13 protein-coding genes are annotated in these 24,039 nt (G+C 68.2%); 12 read left to right on the top strand and 1 reads right to left on the bottom strand.

Annotation, left to right across the window (positions count from 1 at the left end; all coding sequences use genetic code 11):
• The first annotated feature begins 56 nt into the window (after positions 1-56).
• On the top strand, positions 57-1,187 hold the full coding sequence (locus C1878_RS04810) for an NlpC/P60 family protein (protein WP_114600564.1): 1,131 nt from the start codon (positions 57-59) through the stop codon (positions 1,185-1,187).
• A gap of 426 nt (positions 1,188-1,613) precedes the next feature.
• On the opposite strand, the gene yihA is transcribed toward C1878_RS04810, so the two are convergent.
• Entirely contained in the window at positions 1,614-2,195 is a 582-nt protein-coding gene (gene yihA, locus C1878_RS04805; RefSeq protein ID WP_114600563.1) for a ribosome biogenesis GTP-binding protein YihA/YsxC, read from the bottom strand.
• A gap of 242 nt (positions 2,196-2,437) precedes the next feature.
• On the opposite strand from yihA, the gene C1878_RS04800 reads away from it, so the two are divergent.
• From C1878_RS04800 to C1878_RS04745, 11 genes are all read left to right on the top strand, one after another.
• Positions 2,438-3,064 (top strand): YbaN family protein, encoded by a 627-nt coding sequence (locus C1878_RS04800; protein ID WP_241963610.1) that lies wholly within the window; start codon positions 2,438-2,440, stop codon positions 3,062-3,064.
• 7 nt (positions 3,065-3,071) lie between these two features.
• Entirely contained in the window at positions 3,072-6,602 is a 3,531-nt protein-coding gene (gene cydC / locus C1878_RS04795) for a thiol reductant ABC exporter subunit CydC (RefSeq protein ID WP_114600562.1), read from the top strand.
• A 481-nt stretch (positions 6,603-7,083) separates the two neighbouring features.
• A complete protein-coding gene (rpsB, locus tag C1878_RS04785; RefSeq protein WP_114600560.1) occupies positions 7,084-7,884 on the top strand; it encodes a 30S ribosomal protein S2 in 801 nt (266 codons plus the stop codon).
• Positions 7,885-8,022: 138 nt separating this feature from the next.
• Positions 8,023-8,883, top strand: coding sequence for a translation elongation factor Ts (gene tsf, locus C1878_RS04780; protein WP_114600559.1), 861 nt, complete (start codon positions 8,023-8,025; stop codon positions 8,881-8,883).
• A 387-nt stretch (positions 8,884-9,270) separates the two neighbouring features.
• Positions 9,271-10,560 carry a UDP-N-acetylglucosamine 1-carboxyvinyltransferase gene (gene murA / locus C1878_RS04775; RefSeq protein ID WP_114600558.1) on the top strand — a complete coding sequence of 430 codons (1,290 nt, stop codon included), beginning with the start codon at positions 9,271-9,273 and terminating at the stop codon, positions 10,558-10,560.
• A 99-nt stretch (positions 10,561-10,659) separates the two neighbouring features.
• Positions 10,660-12,075: an LCP family protein gene (locus C1878_RS04770; protein ID WP_241963609.1), complete on the top strand. Its 1,416-nt coding sequence runs from the start codon at positions 10,660-10,662 to the stop codon at positions 12,073-12,075.
• 130 nt (positions 12,076-12,205) lie between these two features.
• Entirely contained in the window at positions 12,206-12,442 is a 237-nt protein-coding gene (locus C1878_RS04765; RefSeq protein WP_114600556.1) for a NifU family protein, read from the top strand.
• A gap of 15 nt (positions 12,443-12,457) precedes the next feature.
• Complete coding sequence (locus C1878_RS04760) at positions 12,458-12,748, top strand: hypothetical protein (protein WP_114600555.1); 291 nt, start codon at positions 12,458-12,460, stop codon at positions 12,746-12,748.
• Between the two features lie 154 nt (positions 12,749-12,902).
• Positions 12,903-13,793 carry a pyridoxal 5'-phosphate synthase lyase subunit PdxS gene (gene pdxS / locus C1878_RS04755; protein WP_114600554.1) on the top strand — a complete coding sequence of 297 codons (891 nt, stop codon included), beginning with the start codon at positions 12,903-12,905 and terminating at the stop codon, positions 13,791-13,793.
• Between the two features lie 10 nt (positions 13,794-13,803).
• Complete coding sequence (pdxT, locus tag C1878_RS04750; RefSeq protein ID WP_114600553.1) at positions 13,804-14,394, top strand: pyridoxal 5'-phosphate synthase glutaminase subunit PdxT; 591 nt, start codon at positions 13,804-13,806, stop codon at positions 14,392-14,394.
• A gap of 288 nt (positions 14,395-14,682) precedes the next feature.
• A complete protein-coding gene (locus C1878_RS04745; RefSeq protein ID WP_114600552.1) occupies positions 14,683-23,982 on the top strand; it encodes a YDG domain-containing protein in 9,300 nt (3,099 codons plus the stop codon).
• Positions 23,983-24,039 lie beyond the last annotated feature (57 nt).

The following is a 24,039-nucleotide window of genomic DNA, read 5'->3' as shown; positions in this document are numbered from 1 at the left end:
GTCTGATAGACTGTTGCGCAATGTAAAAAAGCGATAAAGCAGGTGGAGGCCCCCACATGCAGCACAGTGCAACGCAGACGCGCGCCAAGGGCGCGCTGGCCGGTTTTCTCGCGGCGACGCTCGCCGCATCCCTCATGATCCCCTCGCTCGCGTTCGCCGAGCCCACGTCCGCCGAGAAGCAAGCCGAGGCCAGCGCCGCGCTCGCGTCGCTGAACTCCATGCAGGAGAAGCTGGACCAGGCGGCGGTCGTTTACGACGAAGCGCTCAAGGCCCAGCAAGAGGCCGAGGCGAGCCGCGACGAGGCGCAGGCGCGCATCGACGAGGCGAGCGACCAGATCAACGACCTGCAAGGACGTTTGGGCATGCGTGCCCGCAGCATGTACCGCACCGGCAGCAGCACGATGCTCGATCTGCTGCTGGGTGCCACGTCGTTCGACGCGTTCGCCACGAACTGGGATCTGCTCAACCTGATGAACAACAACGACGCCGACCTTGTGCAGCAGACGAAAGATTTGCGTGCCGAGGTGCAGGAGCAAGAGGCCGTGCTGGCCGAGCAGGAGCGCGTCGCCACGGAGAAGGCGAACGAGGCCAAGCGCATGCAGGATGAGGCGGCGAGCACCATGAACGCCATGCAGGCCACCTACGACAGCCTGAGCGCCGAGGCCGCCGCGTTGCTCGAGCAGGAGCGCGCCGCTCAGCAGGCCGCCCAGGCCGCGCAGGCGCAGGCCGTGGTCGATGCGTCCGCTGCGCAGGCGACGAACAACGGTGGCGGCAATGGCGGCAACGGCGGCAACGGCGGCGGCAACTCCGGCGGCAACGGCGGTGGTTCCGGCTACACGCCGCCCGCGTACGACGAGGCCATTGCCGGCACGGTCGTGGGCCGCGCCTACAGCCAGCTCGGCAAGCCTTACGGCTACGACGATCCCAGCTACGGGGCGGGACCGACCATGTACGACTGCTCCGGCTTCGTGGCGTTCTGCCTGTCGGGAAGCTACTCGCGCATGGGCAGCACGCTGACGTTCATGAATTGGCCCCAAGTGAGCGATCCCCAGCCGGGCGATGTCTGTGTCAGTCCGAGCCACTGCGGGATATACATCGGCGGTAACCAGATGATCCACTCCGCCACGTACGGCGTGGGCGTCATCCAGGGTCCCGTGCAGGGCGACATGATCATCGTGCGTCCGTAGCGCCCGCTTCCGCGTGGGGGCCGGCGCGGTGAAGAGACCTCGACGGCTCTGACGACATACGAAGAACGAGCACCGGCGATCCTGCGATTCGCCGGTGCTCGTCGTTTAGGGACCCTTCTTTTCGGCGGTTATTAACCGATGCCCTTCACGATCTCGCCGCCGCTAATTTGCGAATGCGCGTCCGAGCCCTGTTTCCGAGCAGAATTGACGGTTGTGAACGAAGGTTGGTTGGAATCGCGCGAGCCGGGCATTGTTTTCCCTGTTCGCATTTTCCGCCAGTCCGCAGCGCATCCCTCGGAGGCGTCGCATGGAGCCGGATGACGTTCCCAACCGTCAATTCTGCTCGGAAACAGGGTCCTGACATGCATTTGGCCACGCCGGTGTCGCATGGGTTCGCAAACCGACCGTGCTGCCATCGCGCGCCGCTTAGCTCACGGCTTCCTTGATGATGCGGCGCAGCTCGTCGATGCCGTCGCCCTTCGCGGACGACGTCACCACCATCGGCGCATCCTGGCCCAGTTCCAGCTGGCGCTTGAGCGCGGCCTTCTGCTTGTTCTGCTGCTGGCGGGAGAGCTTGTCGGCCTTCGTCAGCGCCACGACGAAGGGCAGGTCCGCCTCGCGTAGAAACCGTATCATGTTCTCGTCCAAATCCGACGCCTCGTGCCGGATGTCCACGAGCGCCACCACGAGCGCGAAGTCGCGGTCTTGGTTGAAGTAGCCCTCGATGAGCTCCGACCAGCGCTCCTTCTCCGATTTCGACACCTTGGCGTAGCCGTATCCCGGCAGGTCCACGAAACGCACGCCGTCGCCGTCGAAGAAGTTGATGGTGGCCGTCTTGCCGGGCGTCTGCGACACCTTCGCCAACCCCTTGCGGTTGAACAGCTTGTTCAGCAGGGACGACTTACCCACGTTCGACCGCCCCGAGAACGCCACCTCGGGCATCGTGGACGGCTCCAACTGGGCCGACGTGCCGAACGATCGCTCGAACGAGACGTTGTTGAAGTTCATGCTGCGCTCCTAACCGTTGGGGTGGCGTGCGCGAAGGCTCCGCCCGCCCTTCCATGGTACCGGAACCCTGGCGGCTGCGCGGCGAGAACCGGGTCCTCGCCGCGGTTTTTCCACGCTGACGCGCAGCGCGCCTCGCATGACTAGAAATTACCCATGGTTTACTTTTTGATCTGGTTTCGCTATCATGCCAATAAGTTACCCATAGTAAACTATGGAGTGGGCGGATCGAAACGGAGGATTGGATGAAGAATACCGAAGCCGCGCGCGCGAACATGGTACCGCAAGGGATCGACGGGGCCGGGGACCTGTCGTCCGGGCCGGGTGCCGAATCGACCCGGCGCGCGGGGGAAGGTGCCTGCGATGCCCAGGGTATCGGCTCGGCGTGCGAAACCGGGTTGCGCAGCGGCAAGGCCGTGCGCGTTCTGTGGGCGGCGGGCGGGTTCGCCGCGTTCGGACTCGGCGCGCTCGGCGCCGTGCTGCCCATTTTGCCGACCACCCCGTTTCTGCTCGTGGCGGCGTTTTGCTTCGCGCGCAGCTCCGAACGCTCGCGCACGTGGTTCCGCAGAACGAAGCTGTACCGCACGGTGCTCGAAGGCTACGTGGCCAAGCGGACGATGAGCGTGAAGGCGAAGCTCGCCCTGCTCGTTCCCATCACGGCCGTGCTGGCCGTGTCGTTCGCGCTCATGAGCTCGGTGCCCGCAGGCCGCGCCGTCGTGGCCGTCGTGTGGGTGGCCCACGTCGTTTACTTCGGCTTCGTCGTGAAGACCGACCGGGCGGGTGCGGCCTCCCCTGGGCTCGTCGAGGAGCGCGCTGCGGCCGAGCGCGTGCGCGCCGTCGCGAAGCTGAACTCCGACGGGGAAGGGGCGTAGGCGCGCCATGTTCGACAAGAGACTGCTCGCCCTCGTGCCGTCGGCGCTCAAGTACATCGTCGCCGACGTCGTGTTCCAGTGGGTCGGCCTTCTGGCCAACATCGCGTTGTTCCTCCTTATCGGCTCGTTTATGCAAAACCTGGTTGCGGGGACGGCCGACGTTTCGACCTCGGTGGAGCTTGCCGGTGCGGCCGCGCTGGCCGTGACCGTGCGCATGGTCTGCCAGACGCTCGCGCAGCGCATGGGCCTTGCCGCGAGCGAGGCTGCCAAGCGCGCCGTGCGCCGAGAGGTGTACGACAAGCTCGTGCGGCTGGGTCCGTCGTACCGCGAGCGCGTCTCAACGAGCGAGGCCGTGCAGATCAGCGTGGAGGGTACCGAGCAGCTGGAGAGCTATTTCGGATCGTACGTGCCGCAGCTGTTTTACGCGGTGCTGGCCCCGCTCACGCTGTTCGCCTGCCTGGCGCCGTTGTCGTTGCCGCCGGCTGTGGCGCTGCTCGCGTGCGTGCCGTTCATCCCGGCGTCCATCATGGCCATCCAGAAAGTGGCCAAGCGCACGATGAGGAACTACTGGGGATCCTACACCGATCTGGGCGGCATGTTCTTGGAGGACATCCAGGGCCTCGCCACCCTCAAGATATACCAAGCCGACGAACGCGCCCACGAGCGCATGAACGCGCAGGCGGAGGGCTTCCGCCGCGCCACCATGCGCCTTCTGCGCATGCAGCTCAACTCCATCACCGTCATGGACCTGTTCGCCTTCGGCGGCGCGGCGGTGGGCATCGCCGTGGTGCTTGGGCAGTACGCGGCGGGCGCGGTGGCGTTCGGCGCGGCGTTCTCCATCGTGTTCCTGTCGGCGGAGTTCTTCCTGCCGCTGCGCACGCTGGGCTCGTTCTTCCACACGGCCATGAACGGCATGGCGGCCGCCGACAGGATGTTCGCCATCTTGGACGTGCCGGAGGGGTGCGACGGCGCGCGCTCCGTGAACCCGGCGCGCGCCGGCGTTCGCTGCCGGGGCGTGGGCTACTCGTTCGACGGTGAGCGCGCGGTGCTCGCGGACGTGGACTTCGAGGCGCCGGTCGGCAGCTTCGTGGGCGTGGCGGGCGAGAGCGGGTCGGGCAAGTCGACGCTCGCCGGCATCGTCACCGGCGCGAACGCCGCCTACGAGGGCACGGTGGAGGTGGGCGGCATCGACCTGCGCGACGTCTCGCGCGCGTCGCTGCGCGAGACGGTGACAGCCGTGTCGTTCAACAGCTACCTGTTCAAGGGCACGGTGCGTTCGAACCTGCTGCTGGCAAGGCCGACGGCAACCGACGACGAACTGTGGGGCGCGCTTTCGCGCTGCCGCCTGGACGCCTTCGTGCGCGAGGCGGGCGGTTTGGACGCGCCCGTGGCCGAGGCGGGGCGGAACCTGTCGGGCGGGCAGCGGCAGCGCTTGGCCATGGCCCGGGCGCTGCTGCACGACGCGCCCGTGTACCTGCTTGACGAAGCCACGTCGAACATCGATGCCGAGAGCGAGAACGCCATCATCGAGCTCGCGCACGAGCTGGCCCGCACGAAGACGGTCGTCATGATCTCCCACCGGCTGTCCGCCCTGCGCGGGGCCGACCGCATCTACGTGCTGGAGGACGGCCGCGTGGCCGAGTCCGGCACGCACGACGAGCTGGCCTCGGCGGGCGGAGCCTACGCACGCCTCTGGTCGCAGCAGGCAGAGCTCGAGGCGTTCGGCCGCGGAGGCGCGGCGGCGGTCCAGGAGGGCTCGGCGGCGGCGGAGCGCGCGTGCTCGCCGAGCGCCGTCGCGACGGGGTCCGGCGCCGGATCCCCCGATGCCGCCGATCCGCCGCCCTCGGACGTCGGGGCCGCCACGGCGGCCGACGCCGCGCCTCGACGCTCCCATCTGTCGGTCATGCTGCGCCTGGTGAAGCTCACCCGCCCGCTTGCTCCCGTCATGGCGGTGGCCGTGGCTTTGGGCGTGGCGGGCTTCGCGGCGGCCATCTTCCTCACCGTGTTCGCCGCCTACGCGCTGCTCGATCTGGCCGGCATGCCGCAGCCCGTCGCGGCCGTCGCGGCAACCGCGGCGCTGGGCGTGTGCGGCGTCGCGCGCGGGCCGTTGCGCTACGGAGAGCAGCTGTGCAACCACTACCTGGCGTTTCGCATCCTGGCGCTCGTGCGCGACCGGGTGTTCGGGGCGCTTAGGCGCCTGGCCCCCGCGAAGCTGGAAGGCCGCGACAAGGGCGACCTCGTGTCGCTCGTCACGTCCGACGTGGAGCTTCTGGAGGTGTTCTACGCGCATACCCTGTCGCCGGCGGCCATCGCGCTGGTCGTCTCGGCGGGCATGACGGCGTTCATCGGGTTCCAGTCGCCCGTGCTGGGTGCGCTCGCGCTGGCGTCGTACCTGATCGTGGGTGTGGCCGTTCCCTTCGCGGCATCGAAGGCCAGCGGGCGGGCGGGGCGCGTCGTGCGCGACCGCATCGGCGACATGAACGCGTTCGTGCTGGACAGCCTGCGCGGTTTGGCCGAGACGCTGCAGTACGGCCGCGCGGCCGACCGCGCCCGCGAGCTGGACGAGCGCATGGCCGACCTGGCCGGCGTCGAGCGGCGCCTCAAGGGCGGCACCGCGCTGTTCATGGCGCTGGTGGGTGCCGTCGTTGTCGTGTGCGACGTCGTCATGCTGCTGGCCTCTGCGGCCCTCGTGGGGCAAGGGGCCATCGACGCCGGCGCCGCCGTTCTGGCGACCTCGGCGCTCATGTCGTCGTTCGGTCCGGTCATAGCCGTGGCGAACCTGGGCTCGACGTTGCAGCAGACGCTGGCTTCGGGTGCGCGCGTCATCGACCTTCTGGACGAGCGCCCGCAGACCGAGGAGGTGTCCGACGGCGAGGATCTGGGCGGCTTCGAAGGCGCGGCCGCACGTCGCGTGGACTTCTCCTACGGCGGCGCGCGCGTGCTCGAACAGGTGGACGTGCGCATCGAGCCGGGCGAGATCGTGCGCGTGGCGGGACGCAGCGGTGCGGGCAAGTCGACGCTGCTGAAGCTGTTCATGCGCTTCTGGGATGCCGAGAAGGGCGTCGTTGAAGTGTCGAGACGCGACGTGCGGCGCGTCAACACCGCCAGCCTGCGCGAGGCGGAAAGCTTCATGACCCAGGAAACGCACCTGTTCGAGGGCACCATCCGCGAAAACCTCGTGCTCGCGCGCCCGGACGCGACCGACGAGCAGCTGGCCGAGGCCTGCGCGAAGGCATCGCTTGCGGGCTTCGTCGAGCGCCTGCCGCAGGGCCTCGACACACCGGTGGGCGAGCTGGGCGAAACGCTTTCGGGTGGCGAGCGCCAGCGCATCGGCCTGGCTCGCGCGTTCTTGCACGACGCCCCCTTCATGTTGCTTGACGAGCCCACGAGCAACCTCGACAGCCTGAACGAGGCCGCCGTGCTGCGCGCGCTGGCCGACAACCGCGCCGGCAAGACCGTGCTCATCGTCAGTCACCGCGCCTCGGCGGCCGCCATAGCCGACCGCACCTACTCCGTGGAGCGCGGCCGCGTGTCGTAGGCCGCGTGCCTTTTGACCGCGAGCGGGCGATGCGGGCCCCGCGTCGCTTCCGGCTTGGCGACGGGAGGAGGGGCTTCGAAACGCACGCTTTTCATCGCAATGTTGCGTTGAGGGTACGGCGCGCGGCGCTCCCTCGCTTCGCTCCATGCGTTTTCGCAGGTCGGCATTCGCCGGGGCGCGCCTTCGGGCTCGAAGGCGCCTCGAATACGCAGCATTCCGGCAAAAAAAGTGCAGAAAGCGCTTGCCGTCGCCGCACATGGCCGGCGCGGCGACATGCTAGCGGCGTTCGGCGCGCTGCGGCGGCAAGTGCGGTTTTTCCACGGCGGAGCGCGCGAGGGGTTGCAATCGAGGGGCGCTGTGGTAAGATTCAACAGTTTCTAATTACACATGCTCGTGCGACCCGTTCCGCCAGTGGCCAACCGAAAAAGGCTGCGGACACCGGGGATGACCGCGGGCAGAGGACTAACGAATGGAGAGAGCAATGACGAAAGTCAGCATTCAGACGCTGCTCGACGCGGGCAGCCACTTCGGCCATCAGACGCGCCGTTGGAACCCCAAGATGAAGCCCTACATCTTCGGCAGCCGCGGCGACATCTACATCATCGACCTCAAGCAGACGCTCTACGGCTTGGACGCGGCCTACACGTTCGTGTCCGAGATCGCCCGCAAGGGCGGCACCGTGCTGTTCGTGGGCACGAAGAAGCAGGCCCAGGAGGCCGTGGCCGACGCCGCCAACAAGTGCGGCATGCCCTACGTGAACGCCCGCTGGCTCGGCGGCATGCTCACCAACTTCGTCACCATCCGCTCCCGTGTGACCCGCATGGAAGAGCTGGAGGCCATGGAGGCCGACGGCCGCATGGCGGTGCTGCCGAAGAAGGAGCAGATCCTGCTGCGCAAGGAGCTGGGCAAGCTGCAGACGAACCTCAACGGCATCCGCAACATGAAGCGCACGCCGGACGCCATCTTCGTCATCGACACGAACCGCGAGGCCATCGCCATCCATGAGGCCCGCCGCCTGAACATCCCCGTCGTGGGCACGCTCGACACGAACTGCGATCCGGACGACGTCGATTTCGGCATCCCCGCGAACGACGACGCCATCCGCTCCGTGCGCCTGCTGGCCGACTTCGTGGCCGATGCCGTGACCGCGGGCGTGGGCGTGCCGGTGACGGCCGCCGAGATCGCCGCCCCGGCCGCCCCCGAGGCCGCTGCTCCGGCCCCCGAGGCCGCTCCCGCCGCCGCCCCGGTTGCCGAGGCTGCCCCCGCTCCCGCCGCCGAATAGGCTGCTGAGGCGAACCTGCGCTTCGCCGTCGCGACCCGCAGGATTTTTGAACGCAAGAGACGCGCCCTCATCCCGGTTCGGCCTGAGGGCGTTTCCACCCGGTGCCGCCGCGCGGCGCCGTAGAGAGAAAGGATCAACGTGGCTGACATCACCGCATCCATGGTCAAGGAGCTCCGCGAGATGACCGGCGCCGGCATGATGGAGTGCAAGAAGGCGCTCGTCGAGGCCGAGGGCGACCTGGACAAGGCCGTCGACGTGCTGCGCACCCGCGGTCTGGCCGCCGTCGCCAAGAAGGCCGGCCGCGCCACCAACGAGGGCACGGTCATGGCCATCGTCTCGGACGACGCCAAGACGGGCGCCGTCGTCGAGCTGAACTGCGAGACCGATTTCGTGGGCATGAACGACAAGTTCAAGGCCTACGCCGAGAAGATCGCGAACGCCGCGATGGCCGCCAAGCCGGCCGACCTCGACGCGCTCAAGGCCGCCGACGCCGAGGGCGAGACGGTGGAGGCCGTGGTCACCGACGCCATCCACACGCTCGGCGAGAACATCCAGCTCGCCCGCTTCGCGGTGGTGGAGGGCGGCGCCGTGTCGTCCTACATCCACGGCGGCGGCAAGATCGGCGTGCTCGTGCAGTTCGACGTGGAGGGCGTCGACCCCGCGTCCGACGGCTTCAAGCAGTACGGCCGCGACGTGGCCATGCAGGTGGCCGCCGCCGCTCCGGTCGCCGCGACCCGCGACTCCGTGGATCCGGCCATCGTCGAGCATGAGAAGTCCATCTACATGGCTCAGGCCGCCGAGTCCGGCAAGCCCGAGGCCATCCAGGAGAAGATGGCCGTGGGCCGCTTGGAGAAGTTCTTCAAGGAGAGCACCCTCACCGAGCAGGCCTACGTGAAGAACCCGGACCAGACCGTGGCCGAGTACACGGCCGAGGTCGCCAAGAACCTGGGCGGCGAGATCAAGATCGTCGACTTCAAGCGCTTCGTGCTTGGCGAATAGATACGTTCCGCCGTCCTGACGGCCGGCGGAACTGCTCGACGCTGCGAAGCCCCCTCGCACCGATCCTCGGCCCTTTCTCGCTTGCCCTCGCGTGCCAAAGCACGCTCGGCCGCGAGACGGGCCGATTATCGGCACGAGGGGGCTTCTCGCTGTCTTACTAGCGCCAACCTAGGCGGTTGTTTTCGCGCTCCGCGCGAACGGCGCTCTGGAGAGCGCTGTACGGGCTCTCCCCGCCGTTCCCTCCTTCTGCTTTCGTTGTGAAGGCCCGCTTCGCGCGGGCCTTCGGTTCCTATAATGGACGGATGACGAGACTGCCGCGCCGCGAGGGCGGCGCGCGACGATAGACGAGTGAATGCCCGGCCGCGTGTTCGGGCGCGAAGGATACCCATGGCTGAAGAAATCATCATCGTGCAGGGCACGGGCGTGCTGGCCGGCGAGGTGCCCGTCTCGGGCGCGAAGAACTCGGCGCTCAAGCTCATGGCCGCCGCCCTGCTGGGGCGCGGCACCACCGCCCTCCACAACGTTCCGCTCATCTCGGACATCACCATCATGGCCGAGGTGCTGCGCTGCCTGAACGCCCGCGTGAAGCGCGAGGGGCACACGCTCGTCGTGGACACCGAGCCCGTGGACAAGTGGGAGACCCCTTACGAGCTGGTGTCGAAGATGCGCGCGAGCATCGCCGTGCTCGGCCCGCTCATCGGACGGTTCGGCCAGGCGCGCGTGGCCATGCCCGGCGGCTGCCAGATAGGCGCCCGCAAGATCGACATGCACCTGGTGGGGCTGGAGGCCCTGGGAGTGGAGTTCGTGGTCGACCACGGCTTTCTGGAGGCCACGACGCCGCACGGGCTGACCGGCGGCCACGTGGTGCTCGACTTCCCCAGCGTGGGCGCCACCGAGAACCTGCTCATGGCGGCCGTGACGGCCGAGGGCACCACCACCGTCGAGAACGCGGCGCGCGAGCCCGAGATCGTCGATCTCGCGAACATGCTCAACGCCATGGGCGCGCGCGTGAGCGGCGGCGGCTCGTCGCTCATCGAGGTGGAGGGCGTGCCGCTCGAGGCGATGCACCCCTGCGAGCACACCACGGTGGGAGACCGCATAGAGGCCGGCACGTTCCTCACCGGCGGCGCGCTCATGGGCGGCCCGGTGACGGTGCGCGGCATCGACCCCGCCTACCTGCGCATGGCGCTCATGAAGCTGGAGGCCATGGGCTGCGACGTCGAAGTGGGCCTGGACTGGATCACCGTGCGCCGCGAAGGGCCGCTCGCCCCCATCGACCTGCAGACGCTGCCGCACCCCGGCTTCCCGACCGACTTGCAGGCTCAGTTCATGCTGCTGGCGGCGCGCGCCGAGGGCACGTCGGTCATCACGGAGAACGTGTTCGAGAACCGCTTCATGTTCGCCAGCGAGCTCATGCGCATGGGCGCCGACATCGTCATCGAGGACCATCACGCCCTCGTGCGCGGCGTGGACGGCCTGCAGGGCGCCGACGTGTCGTCCACCGACCTGCGCGCCGGCGCGGCGCTCGTGCTGGCGGGCGTGTCGGCGGAGGGCGAGACGCGCGTGCACAACATCGCGCACATCGACCGCGGCTACGAGAACTACGTGGGCAAGCTCTCCGCGCTCGGCGCCGACGTCGTGCGCGCCGCGACGGACGACGCGCTGCCCGCGTGCTAGCGGGGTAGGGCGCCCATGTTCGGCCGGAAAAAGGGGTTCACCGCAACCCAATCGAAACTCACGTCCCATCGCATGAGGTCGGCGACGCTCGGAACGCACGTGCCGCGGCGCATCCGCCCGGCGTCCGCGCGCATGAACGCCGACGCCGTGGGATTCTCCAGCACGCGCAAGAAGAAGCGCGCCGCGCGCGGCGTCGTGGACACGCTGCTGCCCTCCACGGCCACCCGCGAAAGTTCGTCGGATTACAGCCGCCGCGTGGGGCGCCGCGAGTTCACGCAGGAGATACAGCGCAGGGCGCGCATACGCCGCATCGTCGTGCTCGCCGTCGCCGTGGTGGCGGTGGCCGCCATCGCCGGCGGCGTGGGGCTGGCCACGTTCTTCGGCTCGGTGGACGGGAAGATGGGCTTGGGCGACTCCGACGCGAAGACCGCGCTGACCGCGCCGAAGGAGGCGGGCGCCTGGTACGCGCTCTTGGCCGCCGACCTGGGGGCGGCGTCGGCCGCCCAGGAAGAGGAGGGCCCCGACGCGCTCGTGCTCGCGCGCGTGGACGAGGGGTCGCGCGCGGTCACGCTCGTCTCGATACCCGCCAACCTGCGGGTGGCGCTCAAGGACGGCAAGATGCACCCCCTGCGCGAGGCCGCCGCCCAAGGCGACGCGGCGCTCGTGACGGCCGTGGCCGGGTTCGCGGGCGTGGACATAGCCCACTACGTGAAGACCGACGCGGCCGGCATCGCCGATCTCGTGGACCGCCTGGGCGGCATCGAGGTGAACGTCGAGCAGGAGGTGGACGACCCTGCGGCGGGCGACACCTACCTCGCCCCGGGCGTGCAGACGCTCGACGGGGCGGCGGCCGTCACCTTCCTGCGCGCCCAGAACTTCACGAACGGCATCGACGACCAGGCCAAGAACCAGCGCGCGTTCCTGGCGTCGCTCGCCGCGCGCATGCTGGAGGATACCGGGGCGCTGTCCTTCGCCTCGCTGCTGGACGCCGTGGGGGGAGACTTCGGCACCGACGTGTCGGCTTTGGACGCCATCAAGCTCGCCGGCGCGCTGGGCGGCCTCGACGCCTCGGCGGTGCAAGGGGCGCTCGTGCCCGGCTACGAGACCACGCGCGACGACGTGCGCTACTACGTGTCGTCGAGCGATGCGTGGACGGAGATGATGGGGCTGGTCGACAAAGGCCAGCCGCCCGTGGTGGACGAGGCCGCCCATCCGCAGGTCGACCGGGGCGGCTTCAAGGTGGAGGTGCGCAACGGCGCGGGCATCACCGGAGGCGCGGCCCAGGTGGGCGAGCTGCTGAGCGCGGAGGGCTTCGTCGTGTCCGGCACGGGCAACGCCGACAGCGCCGAGTTCCCCGAGACGCTCGTCGTCTACGACGGCGCCGAGCACGAGGCGCAGGCCGACGAGGTGGTGGCGGCGCTCGGCACGGGCCGCACGATCGTGGGCGCGGGCTACTACGAGTACGAATCCGACGTGCTGGTCATCATCGGCCGGGACTGGAAGCCGGTGGCGTAGCGCCGGGTCCTCCCGCGCGGCGACCGCGCGCCGCGCCGCGCGCGTGCAATTTGTGGGCGTGCGCGGCTTCGGTGCCGCGCTATGGTAGAATCGGCACCCAAGACACATCATTTCGACGAAGGAGATATCAATGGTGGAGAAAACCGATGTCGCTGCCGTGCTGGAGCTCATCCGTCCGAGCCTGCAGGCCGACGGCGGCGATGTGAAGCTGGTCGACGTGGACGCCGACGGCGTGGTCTCGGTGGAGCTGCAGGGCGCCTGCAAGGGCTGCCCGATGTCCGAGATGACGCTGGCCAACGGCGTTGAGCGCATCCTGAAGGAGCGCGTGCCCGGCGTGACGAAGGTCGTTCCCGCGCACGAGGCTTAAGCGAGGGTCGGGGTCATGGCGAACTGTTGGGAGAGGCGCGGCTGCGACGACGAGATGATGTCGCGCTGCCCGCACAACACGCCTGGCGAGCCGTGCCCGGCCGACTGCCACTACGCCGCCTGCGAGCGTTCGACGCACGTGGTGGCCACGGATTTCGCCGTGCTGCTCAACCCCGAGCGGTACTACGACGCGGCCGTGAAGGAGGTGTGCCGCTTCTGCGAGCACTTCTTGGAGAACGGCCCGAACATCGCCGACGCGCCCGCCGGAGAGCAGCGCATCGGCAACCCGAACCGCTTTCTGCTGTAGCGATCGGCCACGGGCGCGCCCGTCGCGTGCTCGTTTCCGGGCTGCTCGGCGCTGCCTTTTCGGGTATCATATCTTGTGCAAGCACTCGCGGCCGTCCGGCCTCAACCGGGCGGCCGCGCTGCACGCAGGACCATCCACGGAACCAGGAGGAAGCATGACCGAGCAGGAAAGCGGCACGCTGAAGGTGAAGACCGGCTTCGCCGAGATGATGAAGGGCGGCGTCATCATGGACGTCGTGAACCCCGAGCAGGCGAAGATCGCCGAGGACGCGGGAGCTGTGGCCGTCATGGCGCTCGAGCGCGTTCCCGCCGACATCCGCGCGCACGGCGGCGTGGCCCGCATGAGCGACCCCACCATGATCGAGAGCATCGTGGAGGCCGTGTCCATCCCCGTCATGGCGAAGTGCCGCATCGGGCATTTCGTGGAGGCGCAGGTGCTGCAGAGCCTGGGCGTGGACTTCATCGACGAGAGCGAGGTGCTCACGCCGGCCGACGACGAGTACCACGTGAACAAGTGGGACTTCGACGTGCCGTTCGTGTGCGGCGCGCGCAACCTGGGCGAGGCCCTGCGCCGCATCGCCGAGGGGGCGGCCATGATCCGCACGAAGGGCGAGCCGGGCACGGGCAACGTGGTGGAGGCCGTGCGCCACATGCGCACCGTGACCACCGACATCGCCCGCATCAAGGGCCTGCGCGACGAGCAGCTGTTCACGGCCGCGAAGGACCTGCAGGCGCCCTACGAGCTGGTGAAGTGGGTGGCCGAGCACGGGTGCCTTCCCGTGGTGAACTTCTCGGCCGGCGGCATCGCCACGCCCGCCGACGCGGCGCTCATGATGCAGCTGGGCTGCGACGGCGTGTTCGTGGGCAGCGGCATCTTCAAGTCGGGCGACCCGGCCAAGCGCGCTCGCGCCATCGTGGAGGCCACGACGAACTACGACGACCCCGACACCATCGCCCGCGTCTCGCGCAACCTGGGCGAGGCCATGGTGGGCATCGAGATCTCGGACATCCCCGAGAACGAGCTCATGGCTGCTCGCGGCTGGTAGGAGGGGCTTCATGTCGGCGAAGCGCATCGGCGTCCTGGCCTTGCAGGGCGCCTTCCGCGAGCATCGGCGGATGCTCGACGGGCTGGGGGCGGACACGCGCCTCGTGCGCTGGCCGGACGAGCTCGAAGGGCTCGACGGTTTGGTGATCCCGGGAGGCGAGTCCACGGCCATCGCGAAGCTGCTTGCCATCCACGGGCTGTACGGGCCGTTGCGCGACGCGCACGCGGGCGGTATGGCCGTGTTCGGCACGTGCGCCGGCGCCATCCTCATGGCGCGCGACATCGAGGGCGCGCGCCCCGACCAGGAGCCGCTCGCGCTCATGGACGCGCGCATCCGCCGCAACGCCTACGGGCGGCAGATCGACTCGTTCGAGACGACGGTGCCGTTCGCCGGCGTGGAAGGCGGGCCGGTGAAAGGCGTGTTCATCCGCGCCCCGCGCTTCGTCGACCTCGGCTGCGGCGTCGAGGTGCTGGCCGCGGCCGACGACGGCGAGCCGCTGGCCGTGCGCGAGGGCCGAGCGCTGGCCGCAGCGTTCCATCCCGAGCTCACCGACGACGCGCGCGTGCACGCGTTCTTCCTGGAGCGCGTCGTAGGTTCGTAAGAGGGGCGCCTTCCCGGGAGGGCAAGTCCCTCCCGGCCTCCGTCCCGAGCGCCGCGCCGAGATCCTACCCTCTGTCACCCCGAGCGGAATGCTGAAGCCCTGTTCTCTGTCATCCTGAGCGGAGCGCGTAGCGCGGAGTCGAAGGATCCCCTGCGGCATCAGCCGTATTCTACCTTGCAGCTCGTCGTGGCTCCCCAACTGTGTAACCGTGTGGTAACATGAGTGCATCTATCTACGAAGGAGCTCCCGCATGTCCGCGCGGGCTCCTGGCGCGAAGGCGGTACGGGCATGGCACGAACGGCGGCAGCATCGGGCGCGCTTGCGGCTCGCAAGGCGAAAATCCTCGCAGGGGGGGGGGTGCTCCTAGCGCTGGCCCTCGGCCTGCTGGCGGGCCTGCCCGCCCAGGCGCACGCTGACACGGTAGGCGCGTTCGATATCGTCGCGACAGAGCCCGGGCAGACGCTCGACAGCGGCGACTACTCCTACGGCGGCAACGTCCTCGAGATAACGTCGGGTAAGGCCGTCACGGTCAGCATGAAGGACGGCGTGTTGGAGACGACGACCGACCGCATCGTGGTGTCCAGCGCGGCGGCGGACGTCACGCTTGCGGGCGTCGCCATCGACGTGAGCAGTAGCGGCGGCTCCTGTGCCTTCGAGATCGAATCCGGCGCTTCGGCGAGCATCACGCTGGCGAAGGGCTCCGACAACTCCCTTGCCAGCGGCAATAGCCGTGCTGGTCTGGAGGTCCCCGAAGGAGCGTCCGTGTCCATCGGCGGCGAAGGCTCCCTCGAAGCGAAGTGCGAGAGCCTCCGCGACAGCACGTCCGGCGCCGGCATCGGCGGCGGCGCGGGCGACTCTGCGGGCAGCATCGAGATAACCGGCGGCACGGTGACCGCCTTGTGCAAGAGCGTCCCCTTCGACGCGCTTGGCGCCGGCATCGGCGGCGGCTATGTCGGTTCCGGCGGCGACATCAAGATTTCCGGCGGCACGGTGACCGCTTCGTGCGAGAGCGTAAACGGCTCCGCGAACGTCGCCGGCATCGGCGGCTATGCCGGCACTAGCATCGGCATCGCGATATCGGGCGGTCGCATCAAGGCGTTGGGCTCCACCGGGATAGATCGTGTGGCGAAGATAACGGGCGGCATGTTCAGCGATGGCGACCTTGGCGCCAACACGGTGTATGGCGTGACTCCTGCTTCTGGCTTCGCCGTGCATGACAGTGGCGACGCAGGCTACCCCTACGCCGTCGCGGGGGCTGCGGGCGACTTCAAGGTTGATGGCGGGACGCGAGGTGTGGACTATTCCTACGACTACCCGACCTCGACGCTCAAGGTCCTGACGGGAATCCCTGTGACGATCTCCATGCGGGACGGCGTCGCACAGACCGAGCGCGACCGCATCGCGGTAACTGGTGCGGCGGCGGACGTCACGCTCGCGGGCGTCAAGATCGACGTGAGCGGCGATCTTGACGAGTACGGTGACCCCCGCCTCAGCGCTTGCGCCTTCGCCATCGGATCTGGCTCCTCGGCGAGTGTTACGTTGGCCGAAGGCTCCGACAGCCTCCTTGTCAGCGGCGGGTATCGCGCCGGTCTGGAAGTTGGAAACGGAGCCTCGGTGACCATCGGTGGCGAAGGTGCCCTCGATGCAAAGTGCTTCGGCGAACGGGCTGCGCTCGGCGCCGGCATTGGTGGCGGCGATGGCGGCTCCGGCGGCATCGTTAAGATAACGGACGGAACGGTGACGGCTTCATGCGAGAGCGTCGACAACTATGGCGGCGCGTTCGGTGCCGGCATCGGCGGCGGCTACAACGGTTCCGGCGGCAGCGTCGAGATAACCGGCGGAACGGTGACGGCTTCGTGCGAGGCTGGCGGTGGCGCGTACGGTACCGGCATCGGCGGCGGCTACTGTGGCTCCGACGGTGCCGTCAAGGTGTCCGGCGGCACGGTGACCGCCTTGTGCGAAGGCATCGGCGTCTCCTACGGTGCCGGTATCGGCGGCGGTATGGCTGGCTCGAACGGCAGCCTTTCGATATCCGGCGGCCGCATCAAGGCGTCGGGCTACGGATCGGGCATCGGCGGCGGCGGTGACTACAGAGGCGATCCTGTCGACGTGTCCATCACGGGCGGTCTGTTCGCCGACGGCGCCCTTGGCGCCGGCACCAGCGCCGGCACCGTTTACAAAGTCGAACCCTCCGCAGGGTGCGTCGTGCGCGACAACCCCTTCGAGGACAAGGGCGACTACCCTTACGCGGTGGCCGCTCCGGCGGGCGACTTCATGGTCACGGGCGGCGCGCAGGGCGTGGATTATTCCTACGCAAACAGCGTTCTCGAGCTGAGGACGGGCACGCCCATGGTCGTCTCCATGAAGGACGGTATCACGCAGACCAAGCGCGACTGCATCGCGGTGCCCGCTGGAACGAACGCGGATGTCACACTCGCGGGCGTCAAGATCGACATGAGCGGCAATGACCGGGCATGCGCGTTCGAGATCAAGTCCGGCGCGACTGCTGACGTTACGCTGGCGGAGGGCTCCAGCAACCTCCTCGTCAGCGACATGAACCGCGCCGGCTTGGAGGTCCCCGACGGGGCATCCGTGGTCATCGGCGGCAAGGGCTCCCTCGAGGCGAAGTGCTTCAGCAAAGACAATGCGCTCGGCGCCGGTATCGGCGGCCGCAATGGCCGCTCCGGCGGCATCGTTAAGATAACGGACGGCACGGTGGCGGCCTCGTGCGAAGGCGCCGGCGACAATGGTAGTGCGTACGGCGCCGGCATAGGCGGCGGTTACCAGGGATCCGGCGGCGGCGTCGAGGTAAACGGCGGCAAGGTGACCGCCTTGTGCAAAGGCACCGGCGCCTCCTTCGGTGCCGGCATCGGCGGCGGCTTAAACGGCTCCGCCAGCAGCGTGAAGATACTGGGCGGCGAGGTGGTCGCTTCGTGCGAGAGCGTCGACCTCTCCTACGGCGCCGGCATCGGCGGCGGATGGAATGGATCCGGCGGCAGCGTCGAGATATCCAACGGCACGGTGACCGCTTTGTGCAAGAGCACCGGCGAGGGCAAGATCGCGTTCGGCACCGGGATTGGCGGTGGTCTCAATGGCTCCGCTGGCAGCGTGAGGATATCCGGCGGCACGGTTACCGCCTCGTGCGAGAGCGACGGCGAATCTGCTGGTGCCGGCATCGGCGGCGGCAGCGACGGCTCCGCCGGCAGCGTCAAGATATCCGGCGGCACGGTGACCGCCTCGTGCGAGAGCGTCGGTAGATCTACTGGCGCTGGTATCGGAAGCGGATTTGGGGGCTCCGGCGGCAGCGTTGGGGTAACCGGTGGCTCGGTGTCCGCCTCGTGCAAGGCTCCCGACGGCAAGGCGCTTGGCGTCGGTATCGGAGACGGTGATGCAAGCACAACGCCCGTTAACGTCTCCATCACGGGCGGTGTGTTCGCCAGCTCGGACGCGGACGTCGACATCGCCGCGGACAAGGTGTGCGGCGCATCCGTGGGGACGCTCAGCGCCCCCCTCGCCGTCATTGCCAACTCCGACCCCGTTACTTCCGTAGCCTACCCTGTGACCGTGTGCGAGAAGAAGGTGTACACGCCTGTCCTCACGTCGAAGGGCGGCTTCGTGTACGACGGCAATTCGCTGAGCGCGGCTGACTTCGATCTGAGCGCTGCATCTCCGGTTCCCATGCAAGGCGAACTGGCCGATGCAGCCGCGTTCGAGAGCAAGGAAGCTTCCGCTTTTGGGTACGGGCCAGAGATGCCCAAGAACGCCGGCTCGTACGACGTGCGGGCGACCTTGGCGAAGATCGTGCGCGAGGAGGACGGTGCCCCTGTCTGTTACGTCGCGAATGGGCCGGCCGATGTGCAGGCGACAATAGCTCCCAAGCCGATCTCGGTCTCGTCGTCTTCCGTGGCTTCGAGAACCTACGACGGCACGACGGACGCGAAGGTGGAGTCGGTGACGTTCGAAAATCTGGTCGACGGAGAATCGCTGACGATGGGCGCGGACTTCACTGCGACCGGTATGTTCGAGGACGCTTTCGCCGACGCGGACAAGAAGGTAGACATCAAGGTGTTACTCTCGACGAGCGGTGCGGCTGCCAACTACGCCCTCGTTCCCGGTGACGTGACCGGCGCGGCGAGCATCGCCAAGGCTAAGCTGACCGTGACGGCGAAGGACTTTATGATCGTCTATGGCGACGAACCCAAGAACGAGGGCGCGTCCTACAGCGGCTTCGTCAACAACGAGGATTCGAACGTCCTCGAGGGCGATCTCGTGTTCTCCTTCGGTAGCTACAAGGCCGGCTCCGCGATCGGGAGCTACCCGATCATCCCCGTGGGCTTGAAGTCGGCGAACTACGATATCGAGTTCAAGGAGGGCAATCTGCAGGTGGTCTCTAGGGTCCTTTCGGCCGCGGTTGCGTCCGGGACGACGAAGACCTACGACGGAACGCCGGATTTCTCCGGCGTGGAACTCGTGCTCGGGAACGTGCATCCGGGCGACGACGTGTCCGCGACCGCCGACGGTACCGTGGACGACGCATCCGCGGCTTCCGACAAGCCTTTTACAGCGACGGCGATCCGTTTGAAAGGCTCCTCCGTGGGTAACTACGAGCTTTCCGGCGATGCCGTGACCGGCGCGGCGTCCATCGCCAAGGCTAAGCTGACCGTGGCGGCGAACAACGCGGGCGTCGCCTACGGCGACGAGCCGAAGAACGAAGGCGTCTCCTACAGCGGCTTCGTCAACAACGAGGACTCGAACATCCTCGAGGGCGATCTCGTGCTCTCCTTCGGGGATTACAAGGCCGGCTCCGCGGTGGGGAACTACCCGATTGACCCCGCAGGTTTGACGGCGGCGAACTACAACATCGATTTTGTGAAGGGCGAGCTGAGGGTTGCCCCCAGGGTCCTCACGGCTGAGGTCGCTCCGGGCATGACGAAGACCTACAACGGCAGCGCCGATTTCTCCGGCGTGGAGCTGAAGCTCGGGAACGTGCATCCGGGCGACGTCGTGTCTGCCACCGCCGACGGCACTGTGGACGACGTATCCGCAGGTACCGGCAAGTCCTTCACAGCGACGGCTGTCGCTTTGGCGGGCGCCGCTGCCGGCAACTACTCGCTCGATCCTGCGACTGTGGCCGGCGCGGTCTCCATCGACCCCAGGCCCATCTCGCTCTCGTCGGCCACTGTAGCCTCCAAGCAGTACGACGGCAATACGGACGCCGAGGTGAAGGCGGTCGAGTTCGGTAACCTCGTCACAGGCGAGGTGCTCGCCCTGGGGACGGATTACTCTGTGACCGGCGCGTTCGATAGCGCTGCAGCCAGCGGCGACAGGGTCGCCCATGTGGCGGTGGCGCTCGAACAGACGCCTATCGCTGCCAACTACGAGCTGACCGCCGGGTCGATCGACGTTGCGTCGTCCATCGACCCCAGGCCCATCTCGGTCTCGTCGGCCACTGTGGCCTCGAAGACCTATGACGGCAAGCCGGACGCGAAGGTGGAAGAGGTGTCGTTTGTCGATCTCGTCCCGGGCGAGTCGCTGGCGATGGGCGCGGACTACTCTGCAACCGGCATTTTCGCGGACAGCTTGGCCGGTACGGGAAAGGCCGTCTGCGTGACGGCGGCGCTCATGCAGACCGACGTTGCCCGCAACTACGAGTTGTCCTCCGATTCGGTCGACGTCGAGGCGGACGTCGCCAAGGCGCTCTTGACCGTGACCGCGAACAACGCGGCCGTCGCCTACGGCGACGATCCCAAGGACAAGGGCGTATCCTATGCCGGCTTCGTCAACAACGAGGGCTCGGACGTCCTGGGTGGTACGCTCTCGTTCTCCTTCGGGGACTACGCCCCGGGCTCGGCGGCGGGGAACTACCCGATCCTCCCAGCGGGCCTGGAGTCGAACAACTACGCGATAACCTTCAAAAAGGGCGAGCTGAAGGTTGCCGCCAGGGTCCTTTCGGCCGAGGTTGCTCCGGACACGATGAAAACCTACGACGGCACGCCGGACTTCGCAGGCGTGAAGTTGAAGCTCGGGAACGTCTTCGCGGACGACGTTGTGTCCGCCACTGCCGACGGGCATGTCGACAACCCCGCTGCCGGCGACGCCAAGGACTTCGCCACGACGGCCGTCCACCTGGCTGGGGCTGATGCGAGTAATTACGAGCTCGATCCTTCCAAGGTGACGGGATCCGTGTCCATAACGAAGGCCCCGCTGACCGTGATCGCGAACAATGCGGCCGTCGCCTACGGCGACGGGCCGAAGGACGAGGGCGTCTTCTACGGTGGCTTCGTCCCCGGCGAGGACTCAAGCGTCCTCAAGGGCGACCTCATATTCTCCTTCGGGGGCTACAAAGCCGGTTCGGCAGTGGGAACCTACCCGATAGCCCCTGCTGGCTTGACGGCGGCGAACTACGATATCGAATTCAAGCCGGGCAAGCTGGAAGTTGCCGCCAGGGTCCTTTCGGCCGAAGTCGCTCCGGACGCGTCCAAGACCTACGATGGCAGCGCCGATTTCTCCGGCGTGGAGCTCGTGCTCGGGAACGTCCATCCGGATGACGACGTGTCCGCCACTGCCGACGGCCATGTCGACAATCCCGCTGCCGGCGACGCCAAGCAGTTCGCCGCTACGACCGTCCACCTGGAAGGCTCCTCCGCGGTCAACTACGTGCTTTCCGTCGACGACGTTGCCGGTGCGGCGTCCATAACGAAGGCCCCGCTGCTTGTGACGGCGAACAACGCGGAGGTCGCTTACGGCGACGATCCCGAGAACGAAGGCGTGTCCTATACCGGCTTTGTCAACAACGAGGGTTCGGATGTCTTGGGCGGAGCGCTCAAGTTCTCCTTCGGGGACTACAAGGCTGGATCCGCAGTGGGGAACTACCCGATCCTCCCCGCGGGCCTTTCGTCCGACAACTACGCCATCGACTTCAAGCAGGGCGAGCTGAAGGTTGCCGCCAGGATTCTTACGGCCGAGATAGCTCCGGGCACGTCCAGGGCCTACGACGGCACGCCGGACTTCACAGGCGCGCCTCTCGTGCTCGGGAACGTTTTCGCGGATGACGACGTGTCCGCCACCGCCGACGGCAACGTCGACACCCCCTCCGTCACCGACTCCAAGGACTTCGCCGCGACGGCCGTCCACCTGGTCGGCTCCTCCGCGACCAACTACGCCCTCGACCCTAGCGCCGTGACCGGCACGGCGTCCATCTCTCCCAGGCAGATCTCGGTCTCGTCGGCCTCCGTGGCTTCGAAAACCTACGACGGCACGACGGACGCGAAGGTGGAGGAGGTGCTGTTCGACAACTTGGTCGAGGGGGAATCGCTGACGATGGGGCAGGACTTCACCGCGACCGGCGCGTTCGAAAGCAGCGCCGCCGGCAAGGGCAAGAAAGCCCTCGTGGAGGTTTCGCTCGTGCCCGAAAGCCCGGTTTGCAAGAACTACTCGCTGGCCGAGGGCGGCTCGTCGGTCGAGGCGACCGGGGACATCGTGCAGTCGGGCACCTCGCTCGACCTTTCGGTCGGTGGCGCGATCGGCGGCCAGGGCTTGTCCTTCTTCTACGGCGAGACCATGAGCTTCACCGTGACGCCGCAGGCGGCGCCCGCTCCCGCGTTCCGCAGCGCTGCGGAGCCGACGCTGCAGCTGTTCGTCGTGGGTGCGGACGGCTCCGAGACCCCTCTGTGCGAGCCGGTCAAGGGGGTGGCCGAGGGCAAGCAGGCGACGGTTTACTACGACACGCGCAAGAAGCTCCTGCCCGTTGGGACGAGCACGGTGCGCGCGAGGGTGTCGGGTCTGGCGAACCTGCAGGACGCCTACGAGGACGTCCAGGTTACCGTGAAGCCCAAGGGGGCCACCCTGTCCTGGTCGGGCCTCGACGACCGCGTGTACGGGGACGGGGCGCAGGCGTCCGCGCAGCTTGTCGGCGCCCTTCCGGGCGACGATGTGCGCGTCGAGGTTTCGGGCGGCGCCGAGACCGAGGCGGGCGGCCCCTATGCCGCGACGGCTTCGCTCGCGGGCGAGGACGCCTCCTTCTACGCCATCGAAGGGTCCGCCGCCGCCGACTACTCGATCGCCAAGGCCCCGGCCTTCGCCGTGAATGCTCCCGTGGATATGAAGCGGCTCCAGCCTGGCGACGAGGCATCCGTCAACGTGGCGGCGCTTCTGCCCGAGGCGGCGCGGGACGCTTCGTTCGAAGTCGTATCCTTCACGAGGGAGGGCCTGGTGTCGGCCGAGGTCGACGCTGCGGGCATCCTGACCCTGACCTCCGACGCGCCTGCGAGCGCGCAGCGCGACGAGGTGGAGGTGCGCCTTTCGAACATGGCCAACTGCGAGGACTCGAAGGTGGTCGTGAACGTTTCCTACGTCGACAAGCCCGTGGCTCAGATCTCGGGCGTGACGGCGGCGGGCGGCCTGGTTTACGACGGCTCGCCGCAGGCCGGCTTTGCGGGCAAGCCCGTCGCGTCCTTCGGTGGCGAAACCTACGAGGGCGACTTCAAGTTGTCCTATGAGGGCGTGGGCGGCACTGCCTACGGCCCGTCGGACGATGCGCCGACGCGGGCGGGGGACTACGTCGCGACCTTCTCGGTGCCCGGGGACGAGCCCTCGTGCGCCGGCTCGGCCTCGCTGGGCTTCTCCATCGGCCGCGCGCCGCTTGCCGTGACGGCGAAGGATGTCACGGCAACCTACGGCGAGGAGGCTACGGACGCGGGTGCTGCGTTCGAGGGCTTCGTCCCTGGCGAGGGTTCGGGCAACCTAACTGGCAGCCTGAAGCTTGCGATCGAGGGGTACGAGGCCGACTCGCCGGCGGGCTCCTACCCGATCGTTCCCTCTGGGTTGTCTTCGGAAGACTACATTATCTCCTTCGTTCCCGGGCGGCTGGAGGTGCTGCCGAGGGCCCTGTCCGCGAAGATCGACGCGGGCGATTCCTCTGCGTCGCGCCCCTACGACGGCACGGCGGCGTTCTTCGGAGTGTCGCTTTTGCTGGAAGGGGTGCTTCCGGGCGACGAGGTGCTTGCAGCCGCCAACGGCTCCGCCTCCGGCGCGCTGGTCGCCGACGACCTGGGCTTCGAGGCGCTGTCCGTGCGCCTTGAGGGCGCGGATGCGGCCAGCTACGCGCTTTCGCCTACGGATGTGGAGGGCCGGGTGTCCATCTCGCGGGCTTCGCTGACGGTGAGGGCGGCGGACGCCTCCATGGTTGCGGGCGAACGACTGCCTGAACTGGGCTTCGACCTTCTTGGCTTGGCCGCTTCCGACGAGGTGCTGGCACCGCCGGCGCTTTCCGTGGAAGGCGACGCGTCCGTTCCCGGGTCCTGCTCGATCGTTCCCTCGGGTATCTCGGTGACCAACCAGGACTGCTACGACGTGGCATACGAGAACGGGACGCTTACGGTGCTCGTCCCTGACGGCGGCGGTCAGCAGCCTGGCGGCGACGGCCCCGGCGACGGGGAAGGGGAGGTTTCCGGCCCCGGCGGCGATTCGGACGCCGGTCTCGCTCCCACGGGCGACCCGCTGGCCGCGGCGCCTCCCGCCGCGGGCGCGCTCGCCCTGCTGGCGGCCGCGGCCCTGGCCGCCTCCGTCCGCCGCCGCGCGCGCAGGTAGCGCGCCGGGCCCCAACCCGCCACCGTCCCGCGCCGGCCGGCGCCCCGCCCCGGAGGA

The organism is Gordonibacter sp. 28C (assembly GCF_003339845.1).
Classification (GTDB): Bacteria; Actinomycetota; Coriobacteriia; order Coriobacteriales; family Eggerthellaceae; genus Gordonibacter.
Note: the sequence above shows the minus strand (reverse complement) of the source record. Positions and strands in the feature narration are given on the sequence as shown.

Coding starts and splice junctions, on each gene's coding strand:
- cydC (WP_114600562.1), top strand. CDS start 3,072: ATGTTCGACAAGAGACTGCTCGCCCTCGTGCCGTCGGCGCTCAAGTAC.
- C1878_RS04810 (WP_114600564.1), top strand. CDS start 57: ATGCAGCACAGTGCAACGCAGACGCGCGCCAAGGGCGCGCTGGCCGGT.
- murA (WP_114600558.1), top strand. CDS start 9,271: ATGGCTGAAGAAATCATCATCGTGCAGGGCACGGGCGTGCTGGCCGGC.
- C1878_RS04800 (WP_241963610.1), top strand. CDS start 2,438: ATGAAGAATACCGAAGCCGCGCGCGCGAACATGGTACCGCAAGGGATC.
- pdxS (WP_114600554.1), top strand. CDS start 12,903: ATGACCGAGCAGGAAAGCGGCACGCTGAAGGTGAAGACCGGCTTCGCC.
- C1878_RS04765 (WP_114600556.1), top strand. CDS start 12,206: ATGGTGGAGAAAACCGATGTCGCTGCCGTGCTGGAGCTCATCCGTCCG.
- C1878_RS04760 (WP_114600555.1), top strand. CDS start 12,458: ATGGCGAACTGTTGGGAGAGGCGCGGCTGCGACGACGAGATGATGTCG.
- pdxT (WP_114600553.1), top strand. CDS start 13,804: ATGTCGGCGAAGCGCATCGGCGTCCTGGCCTTGCAGGGCGCCTTCCGC.
- rpsB (WP_114600560.1), top strand. CDS start 7,084: ATGACGAAAGTCAGCATTCAGACGCTGCTCGACGCGGGCAGCCACTTC.
- C1878_RS04745 (WP_114600552.1), top strand. CDS start 14,683: ATGGCACGAACGGCGGCAGCATCGGGCGCGCTTGCGGCTCGCAAGGCG.
- yihA (WP_114600563.1), bottom strand. CDS start 2,195: ATGAACTTCAACAACGTCTCGTTCGAGCGATCGTTCGGCACGTCGGCC.